Here is a 20,477-nt window from a genome sequence, read left to right on the forward strand (position 1 = left end):
CTAAAAAGGGCCAAGGGCCACGACGCCCTTGCGCCCGACTGCCAGAACTGCGCCGCACTGTGTTGTGTGGCGCTGCATATCGAGCAATCCACCAAGTTCGCCCTTGAGAAACCCGCAGGCGTCGCCTGTCCCAATCTCGCGCCAACCGGGCTCTGCAAAATCCATGATACGCTCAAGGATAAAGGCTTTTTGGGCTGTATTGCCTATGATTGCCTTGGCGCGGGGCAACGCGTGGTTCAGGGTCTCTATGATGGGATTTCTTGGCAACAAAACCCAAGCCTCTTGGGACAAATGAGCGAGGATTTTGCCAAAATGCGCAAAATCCATACGTTGCTCGAATTGCTCTTTACCGCGCAGACCCTTGCGCTCCCGCCCACTCAATTACAAACCTGTGACAGCTTTATTGCATGGCTTTTTCCCCAAACAGGTTGGACCCGCGCGGAGTTTGATGCGTTTCCAATCCGTGACACCCAAAAACAGGTGATGGATTTCCTTGCTGCGCTTAAATCTCACTTAACGGCGCAACAAACAAAATAGCATTGACCGCCTTGCGACATCGCGCCGTTCAATCACTGTGGCTCTCCTCTTGAATCACAGTGAACACGGCGTTATCTCTTGGGCAACGAAAGAGGACCCTCCCTATGGCGATGCAAGCCCACGATATCGAAGATCTGATCCGCGCGGAATTTCCGAACGCCAAAATTTCCATTACGGATTTGGCTGGCGACGGAAACCACTGGGCGGCAGAAGTGACCGACGAAAGTTTTCGCGGCAAAAACCGCGTCCAACAACAACGCGCCGTTTACGCGAGCCTAAAGGGCGCAATGGATGGCAACGCGGGCGCACTTCACGCCCTCGCCTTGACCACCAAAGTTCCAGAATAACGGGCCCAACCGCCCCTCCCAAAATGTAAAGGATGCTCCGATGAGTGCAGACACAAAGATCAAAGAAGCCGTCACCGCGAACGACGTTGTTCTCTTTATGAAGGGCACAAAAGACGCGCCACAATGCGGTTTTTCAAGCCGCGTTGCTGGGGTTTTGAACTTCATGGGCGTTGAATTTAGCGACGTGAACGTTCTGGCCGACGAAGAAATCCGCCAAGGCATCAAAGATTATTCCGATTGGCCGACAATCCCCCAGCTTTATGTCAAAGGTGAATTTGTGGGCGGCTGTGACATCATCACCGAGATGACGCTTTCTGGCGAATTGGACACGCTTTTCGCTGAAAATGGTGTGACATACGACAAAGACGCTTCCGATAAAATTCGCGCCGCAAACGCGTAAATTTCACACCCCTGTTTTATGCCCGTCAAACCTCGGTTCGGCGGGCATTTTCATATTAGGCGTTCATTTTTTCTTCGACTTCGTCCGCAAGCGCTTCGGCCCGCGCGGCCAATTCGGCCATCGTCTCGAAAATCTGCTGCGGAATCACCGCCACTGGCTCTGTTACGGCGGGGCGGTCGCGCAATTCAGCAATCAACTGTTCTTGGGCTTTGGATTTCTCGTTTGCTTGCGCTAAACGTTCCTCAAGACCCGCCGTTTTATCCGCAAGCATCAGACCCGCCATCAACAACATCCGCGCTTCGGGCATCCGGCCAATTTGCGACGACAAAACCGAAGCCTCGGCATCCAATAGCGCTGCTGCTGAATGCAGGAAGTGGTCTTCGCCCTCCTGACAACTGACTTCAAATTCGCGACTACCAATAGTGATTTTAACTTCGGGCATTAGGCTTCCTCCCCAATAATCTGGTTGAGTTCACCAAGCAAACTGTCCATTTCGTGGCGATCAGAGGTGTGTACGGCCCGCAAGGCCTCTAGCTCCACCAACATCGATTTATTGATCAAATGCGGTTCGCCAACATTCGACTGATTGGCTTCACGCAACGCGTGGATGCTCTCGCGTAATTGCTCGTTCACGCCTTTGAGGCGGCTCACGTCGCCCTCAAGCTGACCATATCCGCTTTGCAATGTGGTCACGCGCTTTTCAAGTTGCGCCATTTTTTCTTCTTGTTTGGTTTTGATCGCCCGCACCCGCTCTTCAAGCTGTGCATTGACTGTGCGCTCGGATTCCAGTGCGGCTTCTAGGGCGCTGGTATCTGCAGTACTGGCGCTCGCCCCACCGGCATTCAGTCGTTCACTAATTTTGGTCAGGGCGGCCGTAATTCGGCGCTCATACTCAACAATATCGCTCATTTGCCTGTCTCCTCTTCGTGCGCCACAAGAAAGCTCGTTTTGGGATCATTTGGTCCCATTTGGGTCATTCTTGCCCGAACTGTCAACGACCCGCGCGTCCCAAAGGCTGTGCGAATCGCCGCTCATGCGCGGCTCAAGGCTAGTTTATAGCGGAATTTGCGGAAATGCGCCCCCTTTTGGACCAATAGCTTGGCTCAATAGGCTGATCTTTCTTGATCTTCACGCTTGGGCTGCTATCAAACGCGCAATGAACTCTTCTAGGCCCGAACCAAAGGAAAACAACGTGGATATTGCTACCCTTCGTAAAGAGCATCCTGAACACTGGAACAAGGCCGCCGCAATTCGCGTCCTGACACTAGATGCCGTTGCTGCTGCCAATTCCGGTCACTCCGGCATGCCGATGGGTATGGCCGACGTCGCGACCGTTTTGTTTGAAAAGCACCTAAAATTCGATCCAAAGAACCCACAATGGCCTGACCGCGACCGTTTTATCCTCTCTGCGGGTCACGGCTCGATGCTGCTTTATTCGCTGCTCCATCTCACGGGCTATGCAGATATGACCATCGACCAAATCAAAAACTTCCGCCAATGGGGCGCGATCACTGCGGGCCACCCTGAATACGGCCACGCCACAGGCATCGAAACCACAACTGGCCCGCTTGGCCAAGGCCTCGCAAATTCCGTCGGCTTCGCCATGGCCGAAGAAATCCAGCGCGCCCATTACGGCAAGAAAGTCGTTGATCACTATACCTATGTGATCGCGGGCGACGGTTGCCTGATGGAAGGCGTTTCCCACGAAGCCATCGCTCTTGCAGGTCGCCAAGAACTCTCGAAACTCATCGTGTTCTGGGACAACAACGGCATCACAATCGACGGCAAAGTTGAAATCTCCGACCGTACAAACCAGCCCATGCGCTTTGAAGCGTCCGGCTGGCATGTGCAGGAAATCGACGGCCACGATCCTGTTGCGATTGACGCCGCCATTGCCGCCGCGAAAAAAACCGACAAGCCTTCGATGATCGCTTGCGCCACCCATATCGCGCTTGGCTCCTCCGCGCAGGACACCTCCAAAGGCCACGGCGCTTTGACGGATGCGACCCTCATTGCCGACACGCGCAAAGTCTACGGCTGGAACCACGCGCCCTTCGTCATCCCTGCGGACGTTCAAGCAGGCTGGGCCGCGATTGGCGCCCAGGGTGCCTCTGAATTTGCAGAATGGACCGCCCGTTTCGAAGCCATGCCTGGTGGCAAACAATCCGACTTCACCCGCGCCTATGCACTTGATGCGCCTCAGAAAATCTCTGCCGCCGTTAAAGCCTTGAAAAAGAAAATTTCCGAAGAGCAGCCCAAAGTTGCCACACGGAAATCTTCTGAAATGACCCTCGAAGTCCTCAACCCCTTGTTGCCCGAAACCGTTGGCGGCTCTGCCGACCTCACCGGTTCGAACAATACAAAAACGCCTGATTTGGGTGTCTTTACCCCCGAAGATCGCAAGGGTCGCTATGTCTATTACGGCATCCGCGAGCATGGCATGTGTTCGGCAATGAACGGTATGGTACTGCACGGCGGTGTACGCCCCTACGGCGGCACATTCATGTGTTTCACCGACTATGCCCGCCCCGCAATGCGCCTCGCGGCCTTGATGAAAATCCCCACGGTTTTCGTTATGACCCACGACAGCATCGGCCTTGGCGAGGATGGCCCAACCCACCAGCCCGTTGAGCACCTCGCGATTTCGCGTGCCACGCCAAACACTTACGTCTTCCGCCCTGCGGACACCGTAGAAACCGCCGAAGCATGGGAAGTGGCCCTTACGGTCAAAGACACCCCATCGGTCATGGCGCTTTCACGTCAAAACCTGCCAACGGTACGCCTTGAGCACAAAAACAAAAACCTCACAGCCCTCGGCGCTTACGTCCTGCGTGACGCAACTGCGAAACGCGAGGCCATCCTGATGGCCACGGGTTCTGAAGTTGAAATAGCGCTCAAAGCTGCGGATATTCTTGAAAGCGAAGGCATCGGCGTACGCGTCGTTTCCATGCCTTGTATGGAACTGTTCGAAGCCCAAGACGACGCCTATCGCAAACGCGTTCTTCCTGGTGGCCCAGTTCGGGTTGCTATTGAAGCAGGCGTGCAAATGGGCTGGGATAAATGGCTCACAGGCGAGCGCGGCAAATCCACCAAAGCGGCGTTTGTTGGCATGACAGGCTTTGGCGCTTCCGCCCCTGCCCCCACGCTCTATGAAAAATTCGGCATCACCGCAGAAGAAACCGTCAAGAAAGTCAAAGAGCTTCTGGGCAACTAAGCCCCCTCTGAAACCGTTCAAATTGGCCCCGCTGACTTTCCGTTGGCGGGGCTTTTTTGTGGCCAATCAAATGTGAACGCGGTGATTCACCCTATCGCGCCCTGTTACCGCAACCATCAATTTTAACGCGAAAACTGTTAGCGCCAACACCAAAAGATAACGCTAACATGCTGCAATTAAAGCGTTATAGTGCTTTATCCGAGGCAAGCCCGTCCTGTATAACTCCCCTAGCAGCCAAACCGTCAGAGGCCCCTGAAGGACGCTGCCAGAGGATAATATTATGACCGTGACACTCGGGATTAACGGATTTGGCCGCATTGGCCGCTGCACTCTTGCCCATATTGCCGAAAGCGGACGCAACGATGTCCAAGTCGTAAAAATCAACGCCACAGGCCCCATCGAAACCAACGCCCACTTGCTCAAATACGACTCCGTCCATGGACGGTTTGCCAATGACGTGCGCGTTGACGGTTCGACCATGGATTTAGGCCGTGGCCCAATGGATGTCATGAGTTCCTATGACCCAAGCGAGCTTGACTGGTCGGGATGCGACGTCGTGCTGGAATGCACCGGCAATTTCAACGATGGCGAGAAATCCGCCATCCACCTGAAACAAGGCGCAAAACGCGTGCTAATTTCCGCCCCCGCCACCAACGTCGCCCGTACGGTTGTGTATGGTGTCAACCATCGCGACCTGCTGCCCCAAGACACGATTGTTTCCAACGGGTCCTGCACCACCAACTGCCTCGCCCCTCTCGCCAAAGTCCTCAATGACGCGGTGGGAATCGAAAGCGGCATCATGACCACAATCCACAGCTACACAGGCGACCAACCCACCCTTGATCGTCGCCACCCCGACCTTTATCGCGCCCGCGCCGCCGCCATGTCGATGATTCCGACCTCCACGGGTGCCGCAAAGGCCCTAGGCCTCGTCCTCCCAGAACTCGACGGCAAACTCGACGGCACCTCCATGCGCGTACCCACGCCCAATGTCTCCGCCATCGACCTTACTTTCGTCGCGGAAAAAGACGTGACCGCCGACGATATCAACGAAATCGTCGCCGCCGCCGCCAATGGCCATATGGGCGCGGTCCTCGCTTATGACCCCGAACAAAAAGTTTCTATCGACTTCAATCACACCCCACATTCGTCTATCTTTGCCCCAGACCAAACAAAAGTAGTGGGCAAACGCCTTGTGCGTGTGCTTGCTTGGTACGATAACGAATGGGGATTCTCCTGCCGTATGGCCGATGTCGCGGCGGCAATGGGGCGTCTGTTGCACTAAACAGGCGTCATTTCTGGCGCAGACGAGCCGGAGACCTATGAACAACACCCTCGCAATCAGCCTCGGCGTCTGTATTTTTATTTTTCTGGCCGTCGATTATACTTTTTTCGACTGGGCCATGACGATTGTGCTTTGCCAAAAATTTTGGGAATTAACGGATTACATCGCCTTCTGGCGCTGACAGCGTATACATCACAATATTCTCACCGCATTTTGCAGGGCGTCACTTGCAACAGAAGCTTGTTAGCGTTAACACACACGTGGCCCCCACTCACTTGATTTGATGTCCAAGGAGACTCACACATGTCTGTAAAAGTAGCGATCAACGGTTTTGGACGGATTGGGCGCAATGTCCTGCGCGCAATCATCGAATCCGGCCGCACTGATATCGAAGTTGTCGCGATCAATGATCTTGGACCTGTCGAAACAAACGCCCATCTTTTGCGCTACGACACGGTTCACGGACGCTTCCCCCATGACGTAAAAACCACAGGCTCCACCATCGACGTTGGCCGTGGCCCGATTGAAGTTACCGCGATCCGTAACCCCGCCGAATTGCCGTGGGGACACGTGGATATCGTTCTGGAATGTACCGGTATCTTTACCGCGCGCGACAAAGCAGCGATACACCTTGAAAACGGCGCGAGCCGCGTTCTGGTTTCCGCCCCCTCCGCAGGTGCCGATAAAACAATCGTTTATGGTGTGAACGATGGTGTTCTTACCGCAGACGACATCATCGTTTCCAACGCGTCCTGCACGACCAACTGTCTTGCGCCCGTTGCGAAGGTGTTGAACGATGCTATCGGCATTAAACGTGGTTTCATGACGACGATCCACAGCTATACGGGCGATCAACCCACACTCGACACGATGCACAGCGATCTGTACCGCGCTCGCGCCGCAGCTTGTAACATGATCCCAACGTCGACCGGCGCTGCCAAAGCTGTGGGCCTCGTGCTTCCAGAATTGAACGGCATCCTTGATGGGGTTGCGATCCGTGTTCCAACGCCGAATGTTTCGGTTGTTGACCTCACATTTGAAGCCAAACGCGACACAACGGTCGAAGAAATCAACGCCGCGATTTCCGCAGCGGCGGCCTCTGGTCCCCTCAAAGGGATCCTTGGCGTCACCGACGAGAAACTCGTGTCGATGGACTTCAACCACGACCCACGTTCCTCGATCTTCGCGACCGATCAAACCAAAGTTATGGACGGCAACCTCTGCCGCATCCTCACTTGGTATGACAACGAATGGGGTTTCTCAAATCGTATGGCAGACACGGCCGTTGCGATGGGCAAACTTATCTAAGCACGTCGTGCTGAGAATCCAAACACAAAAAGCCGCCTTAAAGGGCGGCTTTTTTTTCTTTATAAAACAAATATTTAAAACTTAATACTTCGCCAGCAACGCCGCATTCACGGCGGGGGTTACGAATTTGCTCACATCGCCATCAAGCCGCGCGATCTCTTTCACCAGCTTGCTGGCAATTGCTTGATGTTTGGCGTCTGCCATCAGGAAGACCGTTTCAATTCGGCTGTCCAAGGCGCGGTTCATCCCGACCATTTGATACTCATATTCAAAATCGGCCACCGCGCGAAGGCCGCGCACTATAATCTGCGCATTCACGTCATTTGCGCATTTAATCAACAGATTTTCAAACGGATGCACCACAATCTCGATGCCGACCTCCTTGGCCAATGGCGCGCATTCCGCCTCGATCATCGCGACCCGTTCGTTCAAGTCAAACAACGGCCCCTTGTCGCGGTTGATTGCAACCCCGATGACCAGCCGATCAACCAATGCACTCGCACGTCGAATAATATCAATATGCCCATAGGTAATCGGGTCAAAAGTTCCGGGGTAAAGACCAATCCGCATGTGCGGCCCTCCATTGCCAATGTTTTGGGCACGCAACATTATTGCGCCACGGAATGCAAGCCCTCAACCGACTTGCACCCCTTTTTCTTTGCAAGGCTAATGCCCCATAATCATCCCTTGAAGCGCGTCTTTTTCCATCGAAAGCTCCGCGAGCTTGGCCTTTACAACGTCACCGATCGAAATAAGCCCTACAAGTTCGCCATTCTCCAACACTGGCATGTGGCGAAAACGCCCGTCTGTCATACTTTGCAAAATATCGTCAACGCGATCCGTCAACGTACAGGTCACCAGCTTTTTGGTCATCACGTCTTCGAGCTTGTCCGTCATACATCCGGCACCGCGCCGCCCCAATTCGCGCACGATATCGCGCTCCGAAAGAATCCCATCGGCGGATTTACCATCGTTAGAAACCACAATCGTCCCGATTTTCTTGGACGACAAAAGCGCTGCGGCCTCACTCAATGTAGCGTCCACAGTGAGGGTAATCACGCCATCCGTCGCCTTGGATTTCAAAATCTGTTGTACGAGCATGGGCAGCACCTCCTAAAGTTAAATTATATAATCTCACGTTCGCTTCCAATTCACGCGCTGTCAAGATTGCGCTTCAAGATGCGCAATTTCTCGACGCACCCCTTGGGACAGTAAATCAGCAAACGTATTGAGCCGCGTGACGCGCCGATCATCAATATGGCGGACCAAATAAAAACTTCTCGTTAACGAAATATGATCGGTGAGAATTTTTCGCACATGCGGCGCCGAGGGGATGGCAAAATCATGCACAATCCCAAGGCCGCCCCCCGTGCGCACCCAATTAAACTGCACCGACACCGAATTTGATCCCAGCGTCACGCGCTCGGCGCCTGCTTCGGCCAGATAGTCGAGTTCCTTGTCAAAAATCATATCCGGAATATAGCCGATCATCCGATGCCCTTTGATATCCTTCAATTCTTCAACCTTGGGATGGGCCGCAAGATAGGTCTCACTGCCCGCCAAATGCAGGTGATAATCCGAAAGTTTCTGAACCGTTAGCCGCCCCGCCGTTGGGGGACTTACCGTAATCGCCATATCCGCTTCGCGTTTAGAAAGGTTAAACACCCGCGGCAAAGCCACGATTTGAACATCCAAACCCGGATGATCCGCACATATCTGCGCACAAATCTGGGGTAACAAATAATTCGCACAGCCATCAGGCGCGCCAATGCGGATCACCCCCGACAAGCCCTGCGCCGCGCCGCGCAAGTCCGCGACCGCCGCCCCCACGGATTGCTCTGCTTGCGCCGCGTGGTCCACCAAACGTTGCCCCGCATCCGTCAGCGCATACCCTTGCGGGGATTTCGCAAACAGCGGCGTTTCGAGGTCGCGCTCAAGTCGCGCAATCCTGCGTCCGACCGTCGCCGCATCAATCCGCAGGCTTTTCCCCGCCCCCGAAATGCTCTCGCTGCGCGCCACTGAGAGGAAAATCCGCAAGTCGTCCCACTTAATTTCCATGCCGCCCCGATACCTATAAAAATGCAAAACCTCTTTGGATAAATACCTATATATTTCGCATTAATGCAAGACTAAGTTACAGGTAACGTAAAACAAGGAGCCCCCATGAACGAACTCACCCATTTCATCGACGGCAAACACGTCAAAGGTACATCAGGACGTTTTGCCGATGTCTTCAACCCTGCGACTGGCGAAGTTCAAGCCAAAGTTCCTTTGGCCTCCAAAGCCGAACTTGATGCCGCTGTTGCTTCCGCCGCTGCCGCGCAGCCAAAATGGGCCGCGACCAACCCACAACGCCGCGCACGTGTGATGATGGCGGCCGTTGGCCTGATCAACCGCGACATGGATAAACTCGCCGAAGCCCTTTCGCGCGAGCACGGCAAAACCTTCGTTGACGCCAAAGGCGACGTGCAACGCGGCCTCGAAGTTATCGAGTTCTGCATCGGCGCACCGCACCTCCTCAAAGGTGATTTCACCGACGCCGCTGGCCCTGGTATCGACATGTACTCCATGCGCCAAGCTCTTGGTGTTGTTGCAGGCATCACCCCTTTCAACTTCCCCGCCATGATCCCGCTCTGGAAAATGGGCCCCGCCCTTGCGTGTGGGAATGCGTTCATCCTCAAGCCTTCCGAGCGCGACCCATCCGTGCCTTTGATGCTTGCTGAAATATTCCAAGAAGCAGGCCTTCCTGACGGCATCCTTCAGGTCGTCAACGGCGACAAAGAATCCGTCGATGCTATCCTCGACAATGAAACCGTCCAAGCCATTGGCTTCGTTGGTTCCACCCCAATCGCCTCCTACATCTACTCGCGCGGCTGTGCCAACGGCAAACGCGTTCAGTGTTTTGGCGGCGCGAAAAACCACATGATCATCATGCCTGATGCTGACCTTGACCAAGCTGCCGACGCCCTGATCGGCGCTGGTTTTGGCGCGGCTGGCGAACGCTGCATGGCGATTTCCGTGGCTGTTCCCGTGGGCGAAGAAACCGCAGATAAACTCATCGAAAAACTGATCCCCCGCATCGAGGCCCTCAAAGTTGGACCCTACACATCAGGCGATGACGTTGATTACGGTCCTGTTGTTACTGCCGCCGCCAAAGCCAATATCGAAGCCCTCGTGGAATCGGGTATTGCCCAAGGCGCGACCCTCGCGGTTGATGGCCGTGGCTTCTCGCTGCAAGGCTACGAAAACGGATTTTTCGTCGGCCCCCACCTCTTTGACCACGTCACACCCGACATGGACATCTACAAAAAAGAGATCTTCGGCCCCGTGCTTTGCACCGTTCGTGCGGCGTCCTATGAAGAGGCTCTCGGCCTTGCCATGGACCACGAATACGGCAACGGCACCGCGATCTTTACCCGCGATGGCGACACGGCGCGTGACTTTGCGCACCGCATCAACATCGGCATGGTCGGCATCAACGTGCCAATCCCTGTGCCGCTCGCCTACCACACCTTTGGCGGCTGGAAAAAATCCGGCTTTGGCGATTTGAACCAACACGGGACTGACTCGTTCAAGTTCTACACGCGCACCAAAACGGTGACTTCGCGCTGGCCCTCAGGCCTCAAAGAAGGCGGCGAATTCAACTTCAAAGCGTTCGATTAAATCACAGAGGCCGGCGCGCAATCGCCGGCCTTTTTCTTGCGACGATTGACCTTGCAATACTCTTGCAACATTGAAAAACTAAACAAGCGTTCAATTCAAGCGGTACGGAGGAAACCCCATGGATTTTGCTTTGACGGACGAGCAATCGACAATATTTGAGATGGCCTATGCCTTTGGCCAAGAGCGCATCGCGCCCTTTGCGCGCGAATGGGAGGCCGCAGGAGACATCCCGAAATCCCTTTGGCCCGAACTGGCCGAACTCGGTTTTGGTGGCTTGTACGTTCGCGAAGAAAACGACGGCACCGGCCTGTCCCGCCTCGACGCGACCTTGGTGTTTGAGGCCCTTTCGGCGGCCTGCCCCTCAGTTGCAGCGATGCTCTCGATCCACAATATGTGCGCCGCGATGATCGACAAATTCGGCTCTGAAGAACTGCGCGAAAAATACCTCCCCTCCGCAATTTCCATGGAACGCGTGTTCGCTTATTGCCTCACAGAACCCGCCTCAGGGTCCGACGCCGCCGCGCTCAAAACCCGCGCGGTCGAAACCGCCGATGGATTTTCCCTCACCGGCACCAAAGCCTTCATTTCGGGCGGTGGCTATGCCGACGCCTTTATCGTCATGGCCCGCAGCGACGGTGACGGCCCCAAGGGCATTTCCGCAATGATTGTTGAGGATGGCACCGAGGGGTTAAGTTTCGGTGCCCTAGAGGAAAAAATGGGCTGGAGAAGCCAACCCACCCGCCAAGTGCAGTTGGACAATTGCAACATTCCCGCCGAAAATCTGCTCGGTGAGCGCGGCAAAGGTTTCACATATGCGATGGCGGGGCTTGATGGTGGTCGTTTGAACATTTCCGCCTGCTCCCTTGGCGCGGCGCAAACTGCCCTTACATCTACCCTGCAATATATGGGCGAACGCAAGGCTTTCGGTAAACCGATCGATCAATTTCAAGCCCTGCAATTTCGCCTCGCGGACATGGAAATCGAGATGCAAGCAGCCCGTATTTTCCTGCGCCAAGCCGCGTGGAAACTCGACCAAGGCGCGCCCGATGCCACGAAATTCTGCGCCATGGCCAAGCGGTTTGTAACCGAAGTAGGCAGCAAAACCGCCAACCAATGTCTGCAACTTCACGGCGGCTATGGATATCTTTCCGACTATGGCATCGAGAAAATTGTGCGCGACCTGCGCGTGCATGAAATCCTCGAAGGGACCAATGAAATTATGCGCATGATCGTCGCCCGCGCCCTTCTGACGGAGCGCAACTCATGAGCCTCATTCATGCACGCGTGGTGGGCAAAATCGGCCACATCACCCTGAACCGACCCGAAGCTTTGAACGCCCTCTCTGCCGATATGCTCGCAGAATTCGCCCCCGTCATGCGGGCATGGGCTAAGGACGACAGTATCGCGCTGGTGGTTCTAGATGCTGCGGGCGACAAGGCTTTCTGTGCTGGCGGCGACGTCGCCGAAATCTACAACTGGGGCACCAGCGACCAAGTCGAAAAGGCCCAAACCTTCTGGCGCAATGAGTACCAAATAAACGCCGAACTTTTCGAATACCCTAAACCCCTGATCAGCCTCATGCACGGTTATGTCATGGGTGGTGGCGTCGGCCTTGGCTGCCACGCCTCCCACCGCGTCGTTTGCGAATCCACCCAAATTTCCATGCCCGAATCCGTCATCGGTTTGGTGCCTGACGTCGGCGGAAGCTGGCTCCTCGGCCAAGCCCCCGGTCGCCTTGGCGAATACCTCGGCGCAACGGGTGCACGTATGGGCCCCGCTGACGCAATTTACGCTGGCTTTGCCGATGGATACATTCCGCGCAAAAACTGGCCCGCCCTGATCGAACGCCTCGCAGAATCCGGCGACTACACACTGGTTGAGGCAGCATTTGAGTCAGCCCCCGAAGGCAAATTCAAAGCGATGGCACGCGATATCGATGCCCATTTTGGCGGCGAAACCATGGGCGATATCCTCCGCAGCCTTTTATCCGAAGACACTGAATTCACCCAGAAATCCTTCAAAATCATCGCAGGAAATTCGCCCCTCTCAATGTGCGCCACGACCGAACTGATCCACCGTCAGCGCCGTACCAATCACACAATTTGGAACGTGCTGGAACTGGAATATCGCTTCACCCACCGCGCGATCACAGACTCCGATTTCCTCGAAGGCGTGCGGGCCCGAATAATCGACAAAGACAACGCCCCGAAGTGGCAACACGCCGACGCCCAAGCCGTCCCCCCGATGCTCGTTTCACAGCTTTTGATGCCACTGGGCCGCGACAAATTCACCAAAGATAGCGAGGCTAACCTATGAAAATCGGATTTATCGGACTAGGCAACATGGGCGGTCCCATGGCTGCCAATTTATCCGCAGCGGGCCACGACGTTACCGGTTTTGATCTGGTCACCCCTTGCCCTGAAGGCGTCGCAAAAGCTGACAATGCGCTAGCCGCCGCTCAAGGTGCCGACGTCGTCATCACCATGCTGCCCAACGGCGCAATTCTGCGCTCTGTTGCCGCGGAAATCATCCCCGCCATGGCCCAAGGCAGCTGCTTTCTTGATTGCTCCACCGTGGATGTCGAAAGTGCGCGCGCCGTCGCCGATCAAGCCCAAGCGGCAGGCCTCTTGGCCGTCGATGCACCCGTCTCCGGCGGCATCGGAGGTGCCTCAGCGGGCACGCTCACCTTCATGGCTGGCGGCACAGACGAGGGCTTTGCAATGGTAGCCCCCCTCTTTAATATCATGGGCCAAAAAGCGGTGCATTGTGGCGAGTCAGGCGCGGGTCAATCCGCCAAAATCTGCAACAACATGATCCTCGGCGTGACCATGATTGCCACCTGCGAAGCCTTTGCAATGGCTGACAAATTGGGTCTCGATCGGCAAAAAATGTTCGATGTGGTCAGTACTTCTTCCGGCTCAAGTTGGTCCATGAACACCTATTGCCCCGCGCCTGGTATTGGCCCCCAAAGCCCCGCCGACAACGGTTATAAACCTGGCTTTGCAGCGGAACTGATGCTCAAGGATTTGGGCCTCTCCCAACAAGCCGCCGAAAATATCGACGCCGACACCCCGATGGGCGCCCTCGCCAAGGCGCTCTATGCGGAATTCGTCGAAAATGAAGGCGGTCGCGGCCAAGATTTCTCCGCTATGTTGCCGCGCTTTGAAAAACGTGGCCGCACGAGCTAACCTCGCCTAAGCGCCGCCGATGTCGAGGGCTCGATGCCCTCGTCATCGGCCCCTTGCCTATTCGGCTGCAACTTTGCGCTTTTCAAGCATCGGCTTTAGGTACTGCCCCGTATAACTCGCCTCAACTTGGGCAACCTTCTCCGGCGTCCCCTTGGCCACAATTTCACCCCCGCCATCGCCGCCTTCAGGCCCGATATCAATGATGTAATCCGCCGTTTTCACCACGTCGAGATTATGCTCAATCACCACAACCGAATTGCCCTGATCCACCAACTCATGCAGCACTTCAAGCAGTTTGCGCACGTCCTCAAAATGCAGTCCCGTCGTCGGCTCATCCAGAATATAAAGCGTGCGTCCCGTCGAGCGTTTAGCCAGTTCCTTAGATAGCTTCACCCGTTGCGCCTCGCCGCCCGAAAGAGTCGTCGCCTGCTGGCCGACCTTGATATAGCCCAGCCCCACACGCACCAGCGCATCCATCTTGTCGCGAATGGGCGGAACCGCTTGGAAAAACGTCTGCGCGTCCTCAACCGTCATATCAAGAACGTCCGCTATGCTCTTGCCTTTAAACTTAACTTCCAGCGTTTCGCGATTATACCGCGCGCCCTGACAGGTCTCGCAGGTGACGTAAACATCGGGCAAAAAGTGCATCTCGATCTTGATCAACCCGTCCCCCTGACAGGCCTCACAACGTCCACCCTTCACGTTAAAGCTAAACCGTCCCGGCTTATACCCACGTGTTTTCGACTCGGGCAGCCCCGCAAACCAATCGCGGATCGGCGTAAACGCCCCCGTATAAGTCGCCGGATTTGAGCGCGGCGTACGGCCAATTGCCCGTTGATCAATGTCGATCACCTTATCCAAATGCTCCAACCCTTGGATCGTTTCACAAGGTGCGGGCGTCTGGCGCGCGCCATTCAAACGCATGCTGGCCGTCTTGAACAAGGTCTCGATCGTCAGTGTCGATTTACCGCCGCCCGACACGCCGGTGACACAGACAAACATTCCCAACGGGAACTCGGCTGTCACACTTTTGAGGTTGTTCCCCGTGGCCTTAACGACCTTAATTTTCTTGCCACTTCCCTTGCGTCGGACTGCTGGAATTGGAATTTCGCGCGTTCCCGAAAGATACTGCCCTGTCAGAGAGGCTGCGTTGGCGATGATCTCCGCAGGCGTCCCTTCGGCCACAACACGTCCGCCGTGAATCCCCGCCCCAGGACCAATATCGAACACGTAATCGGCCTCGCGCACGGCTTCCTCGTCATGCTCCACGACAATCACGGTATTCCCTTGATCTCGCAGGTTTTTAAGCGTCGTTAGCAAGCGCCCGTTGTCGCGCTGATGCAGCCCAATTGAAGGCTCATCCAACACATAAAGCACCCCAGTCAACCCACTCCCGATCTGACTGGCAAGGCGAATACGCTGGCTTTCCCCGCCACTTAACGTGCCGGAATTGCGGCTCAAAGTGAGGTAATCCAGCCCAACATTGTTGAGAAACCCAAGCCGTTCGCGCACTTCCTTCAAGATCGCCCGTGCGATCTCGTTTTTCTGCTTCGAAAGAGACGCAGGAACGTCCTCGCACCATGCAAAGGCCTCGCGGATCGACATCTGAACGACTTGCCCAATGTGTGCGCCCCCAATTTTGACCGCCAGAGCCTCTTCCCGCAGGCGGAATCCCCCGCATGCCCCACAAGGCCGATTGTTTTGATAGCGTTCAAATTCTTCACGAATCCAGTTGGAATCGGTTTCGCGATAGCGGCGTTCCATATTTGGAATCACGCCCTCAAAAGTACGGGTAACCTCATAAACGCGACCACCTTCGTCATAGCGGAAGGGGATTTCCTCTTTGCCAGAGCCGAATAAAAACACCTGCTGCGCCTTCTCAGGCAGGTTCTTCCACGCGATGTTTTTGTCAAACTCGTAGTGTTTGGCGATGGCCTCGATCGTTTGAAGGAAATAGGGCGATTTCCCTTTGCGCCAAGGGGCAAGTGCGCCGTCGTAAACCTTCAACGTGCTATCAGGCACCACCAAACGTTCGTCAAAAAACAGCTCCATCCCCAACCCGTCACAGGTCGGACAGGCCCCAAACGGCGTGTTGAAGGAAAAAAGCCGTGGCTCTATCTCGGGAATGGTGAAGCCCGACACGGGACAGGCGAATTTCTCGCTAAAGGTGTGGCGCTCTGGCTCTAACCCCTCGGCAGGCACGGTTTCCAAAATGGCGATGCCGTCGGCCAAATCAAGGGCCGTGCGCAGGCTGTCTGCGAGTCGGGTTTCCATGCCTTCGCGCACGACCAAACGGTCGACAACCACATCGATATCATGGCGATATTTCTTGTCCAACTTCGGTGGTTCATCGAGTTCATAAAATTCGCCGTCAACCTTCACGCGTTGAAAGCCCTGCTTGCGTAAGTCGAGGAATTCTTTGCGATATTCGCCTTTACGGTCACGCACAATCGGTGCCAAAAGATAGCCACGCGTCCCCTCTTCCATGGTCATCACACGGTCGACCATATCTTGCACTTGCTGTGCTTCAATCGGCAGGCCAGTTGTTGGAGAATACGGTGTCCCAGCGCGCGCAAAGAGCAGGCGCATATAGTCGTAAATTTCCGTCACGGTCCCGACAGTGGAGCGCGGATTTTTACTTGTGGTCTTTTGCTCAATGGAAATAGCGGGGGACAGTCCGGAAATGTGATCCACATCCGGTTTTTCCATCATATCAAGGAACTGCCGCGCATAGGCCGAGAGCGATTCGACATAGCGGCGCTGCCCTTCAGCATAGACCGTATCAAAGGCGAGGCTCGACTTTCCAGACCCAGAAAGACCAGTAATTACAACCAGTTGATCCCGTGGGATGTCGACATCAATTGACTTCAAATTATGTTCGCGCGCACCGCGAACTTCGATGTATTTCTGCTCGGCCATGATCCACCTCTTAAGACTTGTTTAAGAGATAGGGCAAAGTTGCGCCGGTTCCAAGAGGCTTTGAGAACAGAAGGCGAACGAAACTCGCAAAAACATAGGATTTGCACCACAAAGCTCAAAAGGCCGGAGGTAATCCCCCGGCCCTTTGTCTTTAAAATTTAAACCACTCGCTAGATATGGATGGCACGCCCATAGGCGGCGAGCACACTTTCGTGCATCATTTCGCTTAGGGTCGGATGCGGGAAGACCGTGTTCATCAATTCTTCTTCCGTGGTCTCAAGCGTGCGTCCAATGACATAGCCTTGGATCAGTTCCGTCACCTCGGCCCCCACCATATGCGCGCCCAGAAGTTCGCCCGTTTTCGCATCAAATACGGTTTTTACCAGCCCTTGCGCCTCGCCCAATGCGACCGCTTTACCGTTGCCAACAAATGGGAATTTGCCAACTTTGACGTCATAGCCAAGCTCTTTTGCCTTATCTTCGGTATAACCCACGCTGGCGACCTGTGGATGGCAATAGGTACAGCCCGCGATGCTCTCGGGTTTGATCGAATGCACTTTTTTGCCCGCGATCAATTCGGCGACCATAACGCCTTCGTGGCTCGCTTTATGCGCCAACCAAGGGGCGCCTGCGACATCGCCAATCGCGAACACGCCCTCAACGCCGGTACGGCAATATTCGTCGGTCACGATGTGGGTGCGATCAACTTTGATGCCCGCGTCTTCAAGACCAAGGTTTTCGACGTTTCCGACGATACCCACCGCGGAAATCACCGTATCAAACGTGTGTTTCTCAATCTTGCCGCCGACTTCGATATGGGCGGTCACGGTGCCTTTGCCGCGATCAAGTTTTTTGACCATGGCTTTTTCCATGATGTTCATGCCCTGCTTTACGAATTGCTTTTTCGCAAAGGCCGAGATGTCTTTATCTTCAACGGGCAACACGCGATCCATCACTTCGACAACCGTAGTTTCCGCGCCCAACGTGTTGTAAAAGCTTGCAAACTCAATGCCGATCGCACCCGACCCAATGACCAAAAGCTTCTTGGGCATCCGCACCGGATCAAGGGCATGGCGGTAGGTCCAAACCAGATCGCCGTCAGCCTCTAAGCCTGGCAATTCACGCGCCCGCGCGCCTGTCGCAATGATGATATTTTTGGCGACCAATTCTTCGTTGCCCGCTTCGGTTTTCACGATGACTTTACCTTTGGAGAGCGTCGCTTCGCCCATCACAACGGTAATTTTGTTCTTTTTCATCAAGCCTTTAACGCCAGCAGCCATCTGGCCCGCCACGCCACGCGAGCGTTTAACTATTGCCTTAAGATCAAAGCCGATTTTCTCGGCGGACAGGCCATATTCCTTGGCCCGTTCCATTTGGTGGAAAATCTCGCTTGAGCGCAGCAAAGCTTTTGTCGGGATACAGCCCCAGTTCAGGCAAATCCCACCGAGATTTTCACGTTCAACAAGTCCCACATTGAGGCCAAGTTGCGCGGCACGGATTGCGGCGACATACCCACCCGGACCAGAGCCAATAACAACGATATCAAAAGACTTAGAAGACATGTGGGGTCACTCCGTTTTAAAATGTAGTTCAACGCTAAACTATTTTCCAAAACACATCAATACTCCCAACTCCGCGCCGTACAAACGCAGAGGGTTAACTGTATCAAAGCCCCGTCAAATCAAGCGCTTACCGCTTCCACAGCCGAGGAATAACCACCCTGCTCAAGGAAGATTGCTTCCTGTTTGAATTCTGGACGGTCCAACGCGAGGTTGCGGAATGGGAATCGGCCAAAGCGACGAATGACTTCACGATGTGCTTTTGCATGCAACAATTGTGTGCCACCCGTTTCGGGCATCCGTTCCGCCATCAACCGCACACAGCGGTCTTGATCAGTCAGGCATTCCGAATGCATCAGGGGCATATACATAAACTGGCGCGCGGGTTCGTTAATTTTCAAATCCCACTTGCGGTCAATCGCACGTTTTGCTGCTGCATGCGCGTACCGATCCGAGGCAAAAGCCTTTGCCGTTCCGCGAAACATATTGCGCGAAAACTGATCGGTTAGAATGACATAAGCCAAGGCGCCCGTCGGATAGGTAAGCCAAAGCCCAAGTCCGCCGTTCATCGCAGACTCCCAAGCTTCAAGGGCGAAATCACGAATGCTCACATCCAACTCATCGCCACCCGCATACCAGCCCTCTGGGCCAATGTCGTCAAGCCAAAAGGCCAGTACTTCTTCAGAGCTCAGCATGGTAAAACCTCCATTGCTTTGAACCAGTCCCCCGAGCCCTAAGCGTTGCAAACCTGTCTACATTACGCAAGCCAAAACTACGATACTGAGCGTTCAGCCTCTTCTTCTTCGCGCAATGCTGTCTCAATGAACACTTCTTGGGCTAATTCCACCGCAACAGGGCTTGCCGAGTAGAAAACCGGCGTGTAGTGGCCCGTGCCCTCCAAATGGGAACTCGGACGGCGCGTCATCCGCCAAGCTGCGTATGCAGAAAGGCCTAACATCAGGACTGCGAGATAGGCAAAATACCCCGACGGGCCAATCGCGCCCATGATCCAACCCACGATAAGCGGACCAGAAATGGCCCCCACTCCGTTGACAAAAAGCAGCCCGCCAGAGGCCGCGGCCATGTCTTCGTGCTCCAAAAAGTCGTTGGTATAAGCGATCAGCAGCGCATAAAGCGGATTTGAAGTTCCCCCGATCAAAGCGCCCGCGATGGTCAATAGAACGAAGTTATCGCCTGAGAAATACCCGCAAACCGCCGCAGTTCCGCCCATAAAGGCAACAATCAAAATGAGGCGACGACGATCCATTTTGTCGGAAACCCACCCAATGGGGTACTGCAAAACCAACGCCCCCACATAGACCGAAGCGACGAAAAACGAGATCTCTTTAATACTTAGACCGGCCTGAAAGCCCCAAACCGCTGACATCCCGAATTGCGCCGCAAAGACGCCGCCCAACAAAAACATACCGACACAGCCAAGGGGAGAAATATTCCACAGAGCTAAGAGGGACAAGGGCTTGGTGCGCTCAAAAGCGGGGGTTGGGCTGATTGACAAAAGAATGGGCGCAAACGAAATCGAAACGAGCACCGATGGGATCACAAAAAGGATGTACCCTGAAGGCTCCCCAAACGCGAGCAAGCCCTGCGCGGCGACAATCCCGAACATTTGCACCATCATATAAAGGCTCAAGGCCTTGCCGCGGTTTTCATTGCTGGCAGAATTGTTGAGCCAGCTTTCCGCCGTCACATAAACCCCCGAGAAACAGAAACCGATGACCACACGTCCGATGGTCCACGCCGCAGGATGTGGCACCGTTGGATACAGGATCAAAACCGCAGAAATAAACGAGCCCAAGGCCGCAAAAACCCGCACATGCCCAACCCGACGGATCATCCACGGCGCCATTCTTGACCCGCCCAAGAAGCCGAGGAAGTAGGCGGACATGATGATCGACATCGAGAAGGTCGAGAAATTTTCCATCCCGCCACGCACGCCCAAAAGGGTGCCTTGAAGACCGTTGCCGACCATCAACAACATCATCCCCAAAAGCAGCGCCCAGCTACTACCCAAGACTTGAAACATGCGTTTCTCCTAT

20 protein-coding genes are annotated in these 20,477 nt (G+C 54.8%); 10 read left to right on the forward strand and 10 right to left on the reverse strand.

Annotated features, from left to right (window positions below; genetic code table 11):
• Window positions 1-327 (reverse strand): hypothetical protein, encoded by a 327-nt coding sequence (locus AB9F26_RS15680; protein WP_369768426.1) that lies wholly within the window; start codon window positions 325-327, stop codon window positions 1-3.
• On the opposite strand from AB9F26_RS15680, the gene AB9F26_RS15685 reads away from it, so the two are divergent.
• The 3 genes from AB9F26_RS15685 to grxD all read left to right on the forward strand — a co-directional run bounded on the left by AB9F26_RS15685 (window position 313) and on the right by grxD (window position 1,284).
• The gene (locus tag AB9F26_RS15685) at window positions 313-537 is read left to right on the forward strand and encodes a hypothetical protein (protein WP_369768427.1); all 225 of its coding nucleotides are present in this window, start codon (window positions 313-315) and stop codon (window positions 535-537) included. The two genes, AB9F26_RS15680 and AB9F26_RS15685, sit on opposite strands and share 15 nt — an antisense overlap.
• A gap of 104 nt (window positions 538-641) precedes the next feature.
• Window positions 642-884: a BolA/IbaG family iron-sulfur metabolism protein gene (locus AB9F26_RS15690; RefSeq protein ID WP_039002113.1), complete on the forward strand. Its 243-nt coding sequence runs from the start codon at window positions 642-644 to the stop codon at window positions 882-884.
• A gap of 40 nt (window positions 885-924) precedes the next feature.
• A complete protein-coding gene (gene grxD / locus AB9F26_RS15695; protein WP_039002112.1) occupies window positions 925-1,284 on the forward strand; it encodes a Grx4 family monothiol glutaredoxin in 360 nt (119 codons plus the stop codon).
• 55 nt (window positions 1,285-1,339) lie between these two features.
• On the opposite strand, the gene AB9F26_RS15700 is transcribed toward grxD, so the two are convergent.
• Together AB9F26_RS15700 and AB9F26_RS15705 are read right to left on the reverse strand one after the other, a co-directional pair.
• Window positions 1,340-1,726, reverse strand: coding sequence for a cell division protein ZapA (locus AB9F26_RS15700; RefSeq protein ID WP_335584208.1), 387 nt, complete (start codon window positions 1,724-1,726; stop codon window positions 1,340-1,342).
• Complete coding sequence (locus tag AB9F26_RS15705; RefSeq protein WP_369768428.1) at window positions 1,726-2,193, reverse strand: hypothetical protein; 468 nt, start codon at window positions 2,191-2,193, stop codon at window positions 1,726-1,728. Before AB9F26_RS15705 ends, AB9F26_RS15700 begins: the two co-directional genes overlap by 1 nt.
• 283 nt (window positions 2,194-2,476) lie before the next feature.
• On the opposite strand from AB9F26_RS15705, the gene tkt reads away from it, so the two are divergent.
• The 3 genes from tkt to gap (AB9F26_RS15720) all read left to right on the forward strand — a co-directional run bounded on the left by tkt (window position 2,477) and on the right by gap (AB9F26_RS15720) (window position 7,091).
• Window positions 2,477-4,498, forward strand: a complete 2,022-nt coding sequence (gene tkt, locus AB9F26_RS15710) for a transketolase (RefSeq protein ID WP_369768429.1) — start codon at window positions 2,477-2,479, stop codon at window positions 4,496-4,498.
• Window positions 4,499-4,778: 280 nt separating this feature from the next.
• Entirely contained in the window at window positions 4,779-5,783 is a 1,005-nt protein-coding gene (gap, locus tag AB9F26_RS15715; RefSeq protein WP_335584213.1) for a type I glyceraldehyde-3-phosphate dehydrogenase, read from the forward strand.
• A gap of 303 nt (window positions 5,784-6,086) precedes the next feature.
• A complete protein-coding gene (gap, locus tag AB9F26_RS15720; protein WP_335584214.1) occupies window positions 6,087-7,091 on the forward strand; it encodes a type I glyceraldehyde-3-phosphate dehydrogenase in 1,005 nt (334 codons plus the stop codon).
• Window positions 7,092-7,172: 81 nt separating this feature from the next.
• Here the strand turns inward: gap (AB9F26_RS15720) and coaD are convergent, their stop codons facing one another.
• The 3 genes from coaD to AB9F26_RS15735 form a co-directional block, all read right to left on the reverse strand.
• Complete coding sequence (gene coaD / locus AB9F26_RS15725; protein ID WP_039002106.1) at window positions 7,173-7,661, reverse strand: pantetheine-phosphate adenylyltransferase; 489 nt, start codon at window positions 7,659-7,661, stop codon at window positions 7,173-7,175.
• Between the two features lie 96 nt (window positions 7,662-7,757).
• Window positions 7,758-8,192, reverse strand: a complete 435-nt coding sequence (locus AB9F26_RS15730; RefSeq protein WP_335584215.1) for a CBS domain-containing protein — start codon at window positions 8,190-8,192, stop codon at window positions 7,758-7,760.
• A gap of 60 nt (window positions 8,193-8,252) precedes the next feature.
• Entirely contained in the window at window positions 8,253-9,143 is an 891-nt protein-coding gene (locus AB9F26_RS15735; protein WP_369768497.1) for a LysR family transcriptional regulator, read from the reverse strand.
• A 111-nt stretch (window positions 9,144-9,254) separates the two neighbouring features.
• Between AB9F26_RS15735 and AB9F26_RS15740 the strand changes: the two genes are divergently transcribed.
• The 4 genes from AB9F26_RS15740 to mmsB all read left to right on the forward strand — a co-directional run bounded on the left by AB9F26_RS15740 (window position 9,255) and on the right by mmsB (window position 13,942).
• Window positions 9,255-10,754, forward strand: a complete 1,500-nt coding sequence (locus AB9F26_RS15740) for a CoA-acylating methylmalonate-semialdehyde dehydrogenase (protein ID WP_369768431.1) — start codon at window positions 9,255-9,257, stop codon at window positions 10,752-10,754.
• A gap of 118 nt (window positions 10,755-10,872) precedes the next feature.
• Entirely contained in the window at window positions 10,873-12,021 is a 1,149-nt protein-coding gene (locus tag AB9F26_RS15745) for an acyl-CoA dehydrogenase family protein (protein ID WP_369768433.1), read from the forward strand.
• Window positions 12,018-13,070 (forward strand): enoyl-CoA hydratase/isomerase family protein, encoded by a 1,053-nt coding sequence (locus AB9F26_RS15750; RefSeq protein ID WP_369756029.1) that lies wholly within the window; start codon window positions 12,018-12,020, stop codon window positions 13,068-13,070. Before AB9F26_RS15745 ends, AB9F26_RS15750 begins: the two co-directional genes overlap by 4 nt.
• Window positions 13,067-13,942 carry a 3-hydroxyisobutyrate dehydrogenase gene (gene mmsB / locus AB9F26_RS15755; protein WP_335584219.1) on the forward strand — a complete coding sequence of 292 codons (876 nt, stop codon included), beginning with the start codon at window positions 13,067-13,069 and terminating at the stop codon, window positions 13,940-13,942. The genes AB9F26_RS15750 and mmsB overlap by 4 nt, the downstream gene beginning before the upstream one ends.
• Window positions 13,943-13,999: 57 nt before the next feature.
• Here the strand turns inward: mmsB and uvrA are convergent, their stop codons facing one another.
• The 4 genes from uvrA to AB9F26_RS15775 all read right to left on the reverse strand — a co-directional run bounded on the left by uvrA (window position 14,000) and on the right by AB9F26_RS15775 (window position 20,464).
• The gene (gene uvrA, locus AB9F26_RS15760; RefSeq protein WP_335584220.1) at window positions 14,000-16,861 is read right to left on the reverse strand and encodes an excinuclease ABC subunit UvrA; all 2,862 of its coding nucleotides are present in this window, start codon (window positions 16,859-16,861) and stop codon (window positions 14,000-14,002) included.
• Window positions 16,862-17,031: 170 nt separating this feature from the next.
• A complete protein-coding gene (gene lpdA, locus AB9F26_RS15765) occupies window positions 17,032-18,423 on the reverse strand; it encodes a dihydrolipoyl dehydrogenase (protein ID WP_335584221.1) in 1,392 nt (463 codons plus the stop codon).
• 119 nt (window positions 18,424-18,542) lie between these two features.
• Window positions 18,543-19,115: a DUF924 family protein gene (locus tag AB9F26_RS15770; RefSeq protein WP_335584222.1), complete on the reverse strand. Its 573-nt coding sequence runs from the start codon at window positions 19,113-19,115 to the stop codon at window positions 18,543-18,545.
• 77 nt (window positions 19,116-19,192) lie between these two features.
• Window positions 19,193-20,464 (reverse strand): MFS transporter, encoded by a 1,272-nt coding sequence (locus AB9F26_RS15775; RefSeq protein WP_039002097.1) that lies wholly within the window; start codon window positions 20,462-20,464, stop codon window positions 19,193-19,195.
• Window positions 20,465-20,477: the final 13 nt, after the last annotated feature.

It is taken from the genome of Falsihalocynthiibacter sp. BN13B15, from assembly GCF_041205415.1.
Taxonomy (GTDB): domain Bacteria; phylum Pseudomonadota; class Alphaproteobacteria; order Rhodobacterales; family Rhodobacteraceae; genus Falsihalocynthiibacter; species Falsihalocynthiibacter arcticus.

Excerpts from the sequence above, each read along its gene's own strand:
- coaD (WP_039002106.1), bottom strand. The coding sequence starts at position 7,661 with ATGCGGATTGGTCTTTACCCCGGAACTTTTGACCCGATTACCTATGGG.
- AB9F26_RS15745 (WP_369768433.1), top strand. The coding sequence starts at position 10,873 with ATGGATTTTGCTTTGACGGACGAGCAATCGACAATATTTGAGATGGCC.
- gap (WP_335584214.1), top strand. The coding sequence starts at position 6,087 with ATGTCTGTAAAAGTAGCGATCAACGGTTTTGGACGGATTGGGCGCAAT.
- AB9F26_RS15690 (WP_039002113.1), top strand. The coding sequence starts at position 642 with ATGGCGATGCAAGCCCACGATATCGAAGATCTGATCCGCGCGGAATTT.
- lpdA (WP_335584221.1), bottom strand. The coding sequence starts at position 18,423 with ATGTCTTCTAAGTCTTTTGATATCGTTGTTATTGGCTCTGGTCCGGGT.
- gap (WP_335584213.1), top strand. The coding sequence starts at position 4,779 with ATGACCGTGACACTCGGGATTAACGGATTTGGCCGCATTGGCCGCTGC.
- AB9F26_RS15740 (WP_369768431.1), top strand. The coding sequence starts at position 9,255 with ATGAACGAACTCACCCATTTCATCGACGGCAAACACGTCAAAGGTACA.
- uvrA (WP_335584220.1), bottom strand. The coding sequence starts at position 16,861 with ATGGCCGAGCAGAAATACATCGAAGTTCGCGGTGCGCGCGAACATAAT.
- AB9F26_RS15775 (WP_039002097.1), bottom strand. The coding sequence starts at position 20,464 with ATGTTTCAAGTCTTGGGTAGTAGCTGGGCGCTGCTTTTGGGGATGATG.
- AB9F26_RS15680 (WP_369768426.1), bottom strand. The coding sequence starts at position 327 with ATGGATTTTGCGCATTTTGGCAAAATCCTCGCTCATTTGTCCCAAGAG.
- AB9F26_RS15685 (WP_369768427.1), top strand. The coding sequence starts at position 313 with ATGCGCAAAATCCATACGTTGCTCGAATTGCTCTTTACCGCGCAGACC.
- AB9F26_RS15705 (WP_369768428.1), bottom strand. The coding sequence starts at position 2,193 with ATGAGCGATATTGTTGAGTATGAGCGCCGAATTACGGCCGCCCTGACC.
- mmsB (WP_335584219.1), top strand. The coding sequence starts at position 13,067 with ATGAAAATCGGATTTATCGGACTAGGCAACATGGGCGGTCCCATGGCT.
- AB9F26_RS15730 (WP_335584215.1), bottom strand. The coding sequence starts at position 8,192 with ATGCTCGTACAACAGATTTTGAAATCCAAGGCGACGGATGGCGTGATT.
- AB9F26_RS15770 (WP_335584222.1), bottom strand. The coding sequence starts at position 19,115 with ATGCTGAGCTCTGAAGAAGTACTGGCCTTTTGGCTTGACGACATTGGC.
- AB9F26_RS15750 (WP_369756029.1), top strand. The coding sequence starts at position 12,018 with ATGAGCCTCATTCATGCACGCGTGGTGGGCAAAATCGGCCACATCACC.
- AB9F26_RS15700 (WP_335584208.1), bottom strand. The coding sequence starts at position 1,726 with ATGCCCGAAGTTAAAATCACTATTGGTAGTCGCGAATTTGAAGTCAGT.
- grxD (WP_039002112.1), top strand. The coding sequence starts at position 925 with ATGAGTGCAGACACAAAGATCAAAGAAGCCGTCACCGCGAACGACGTT.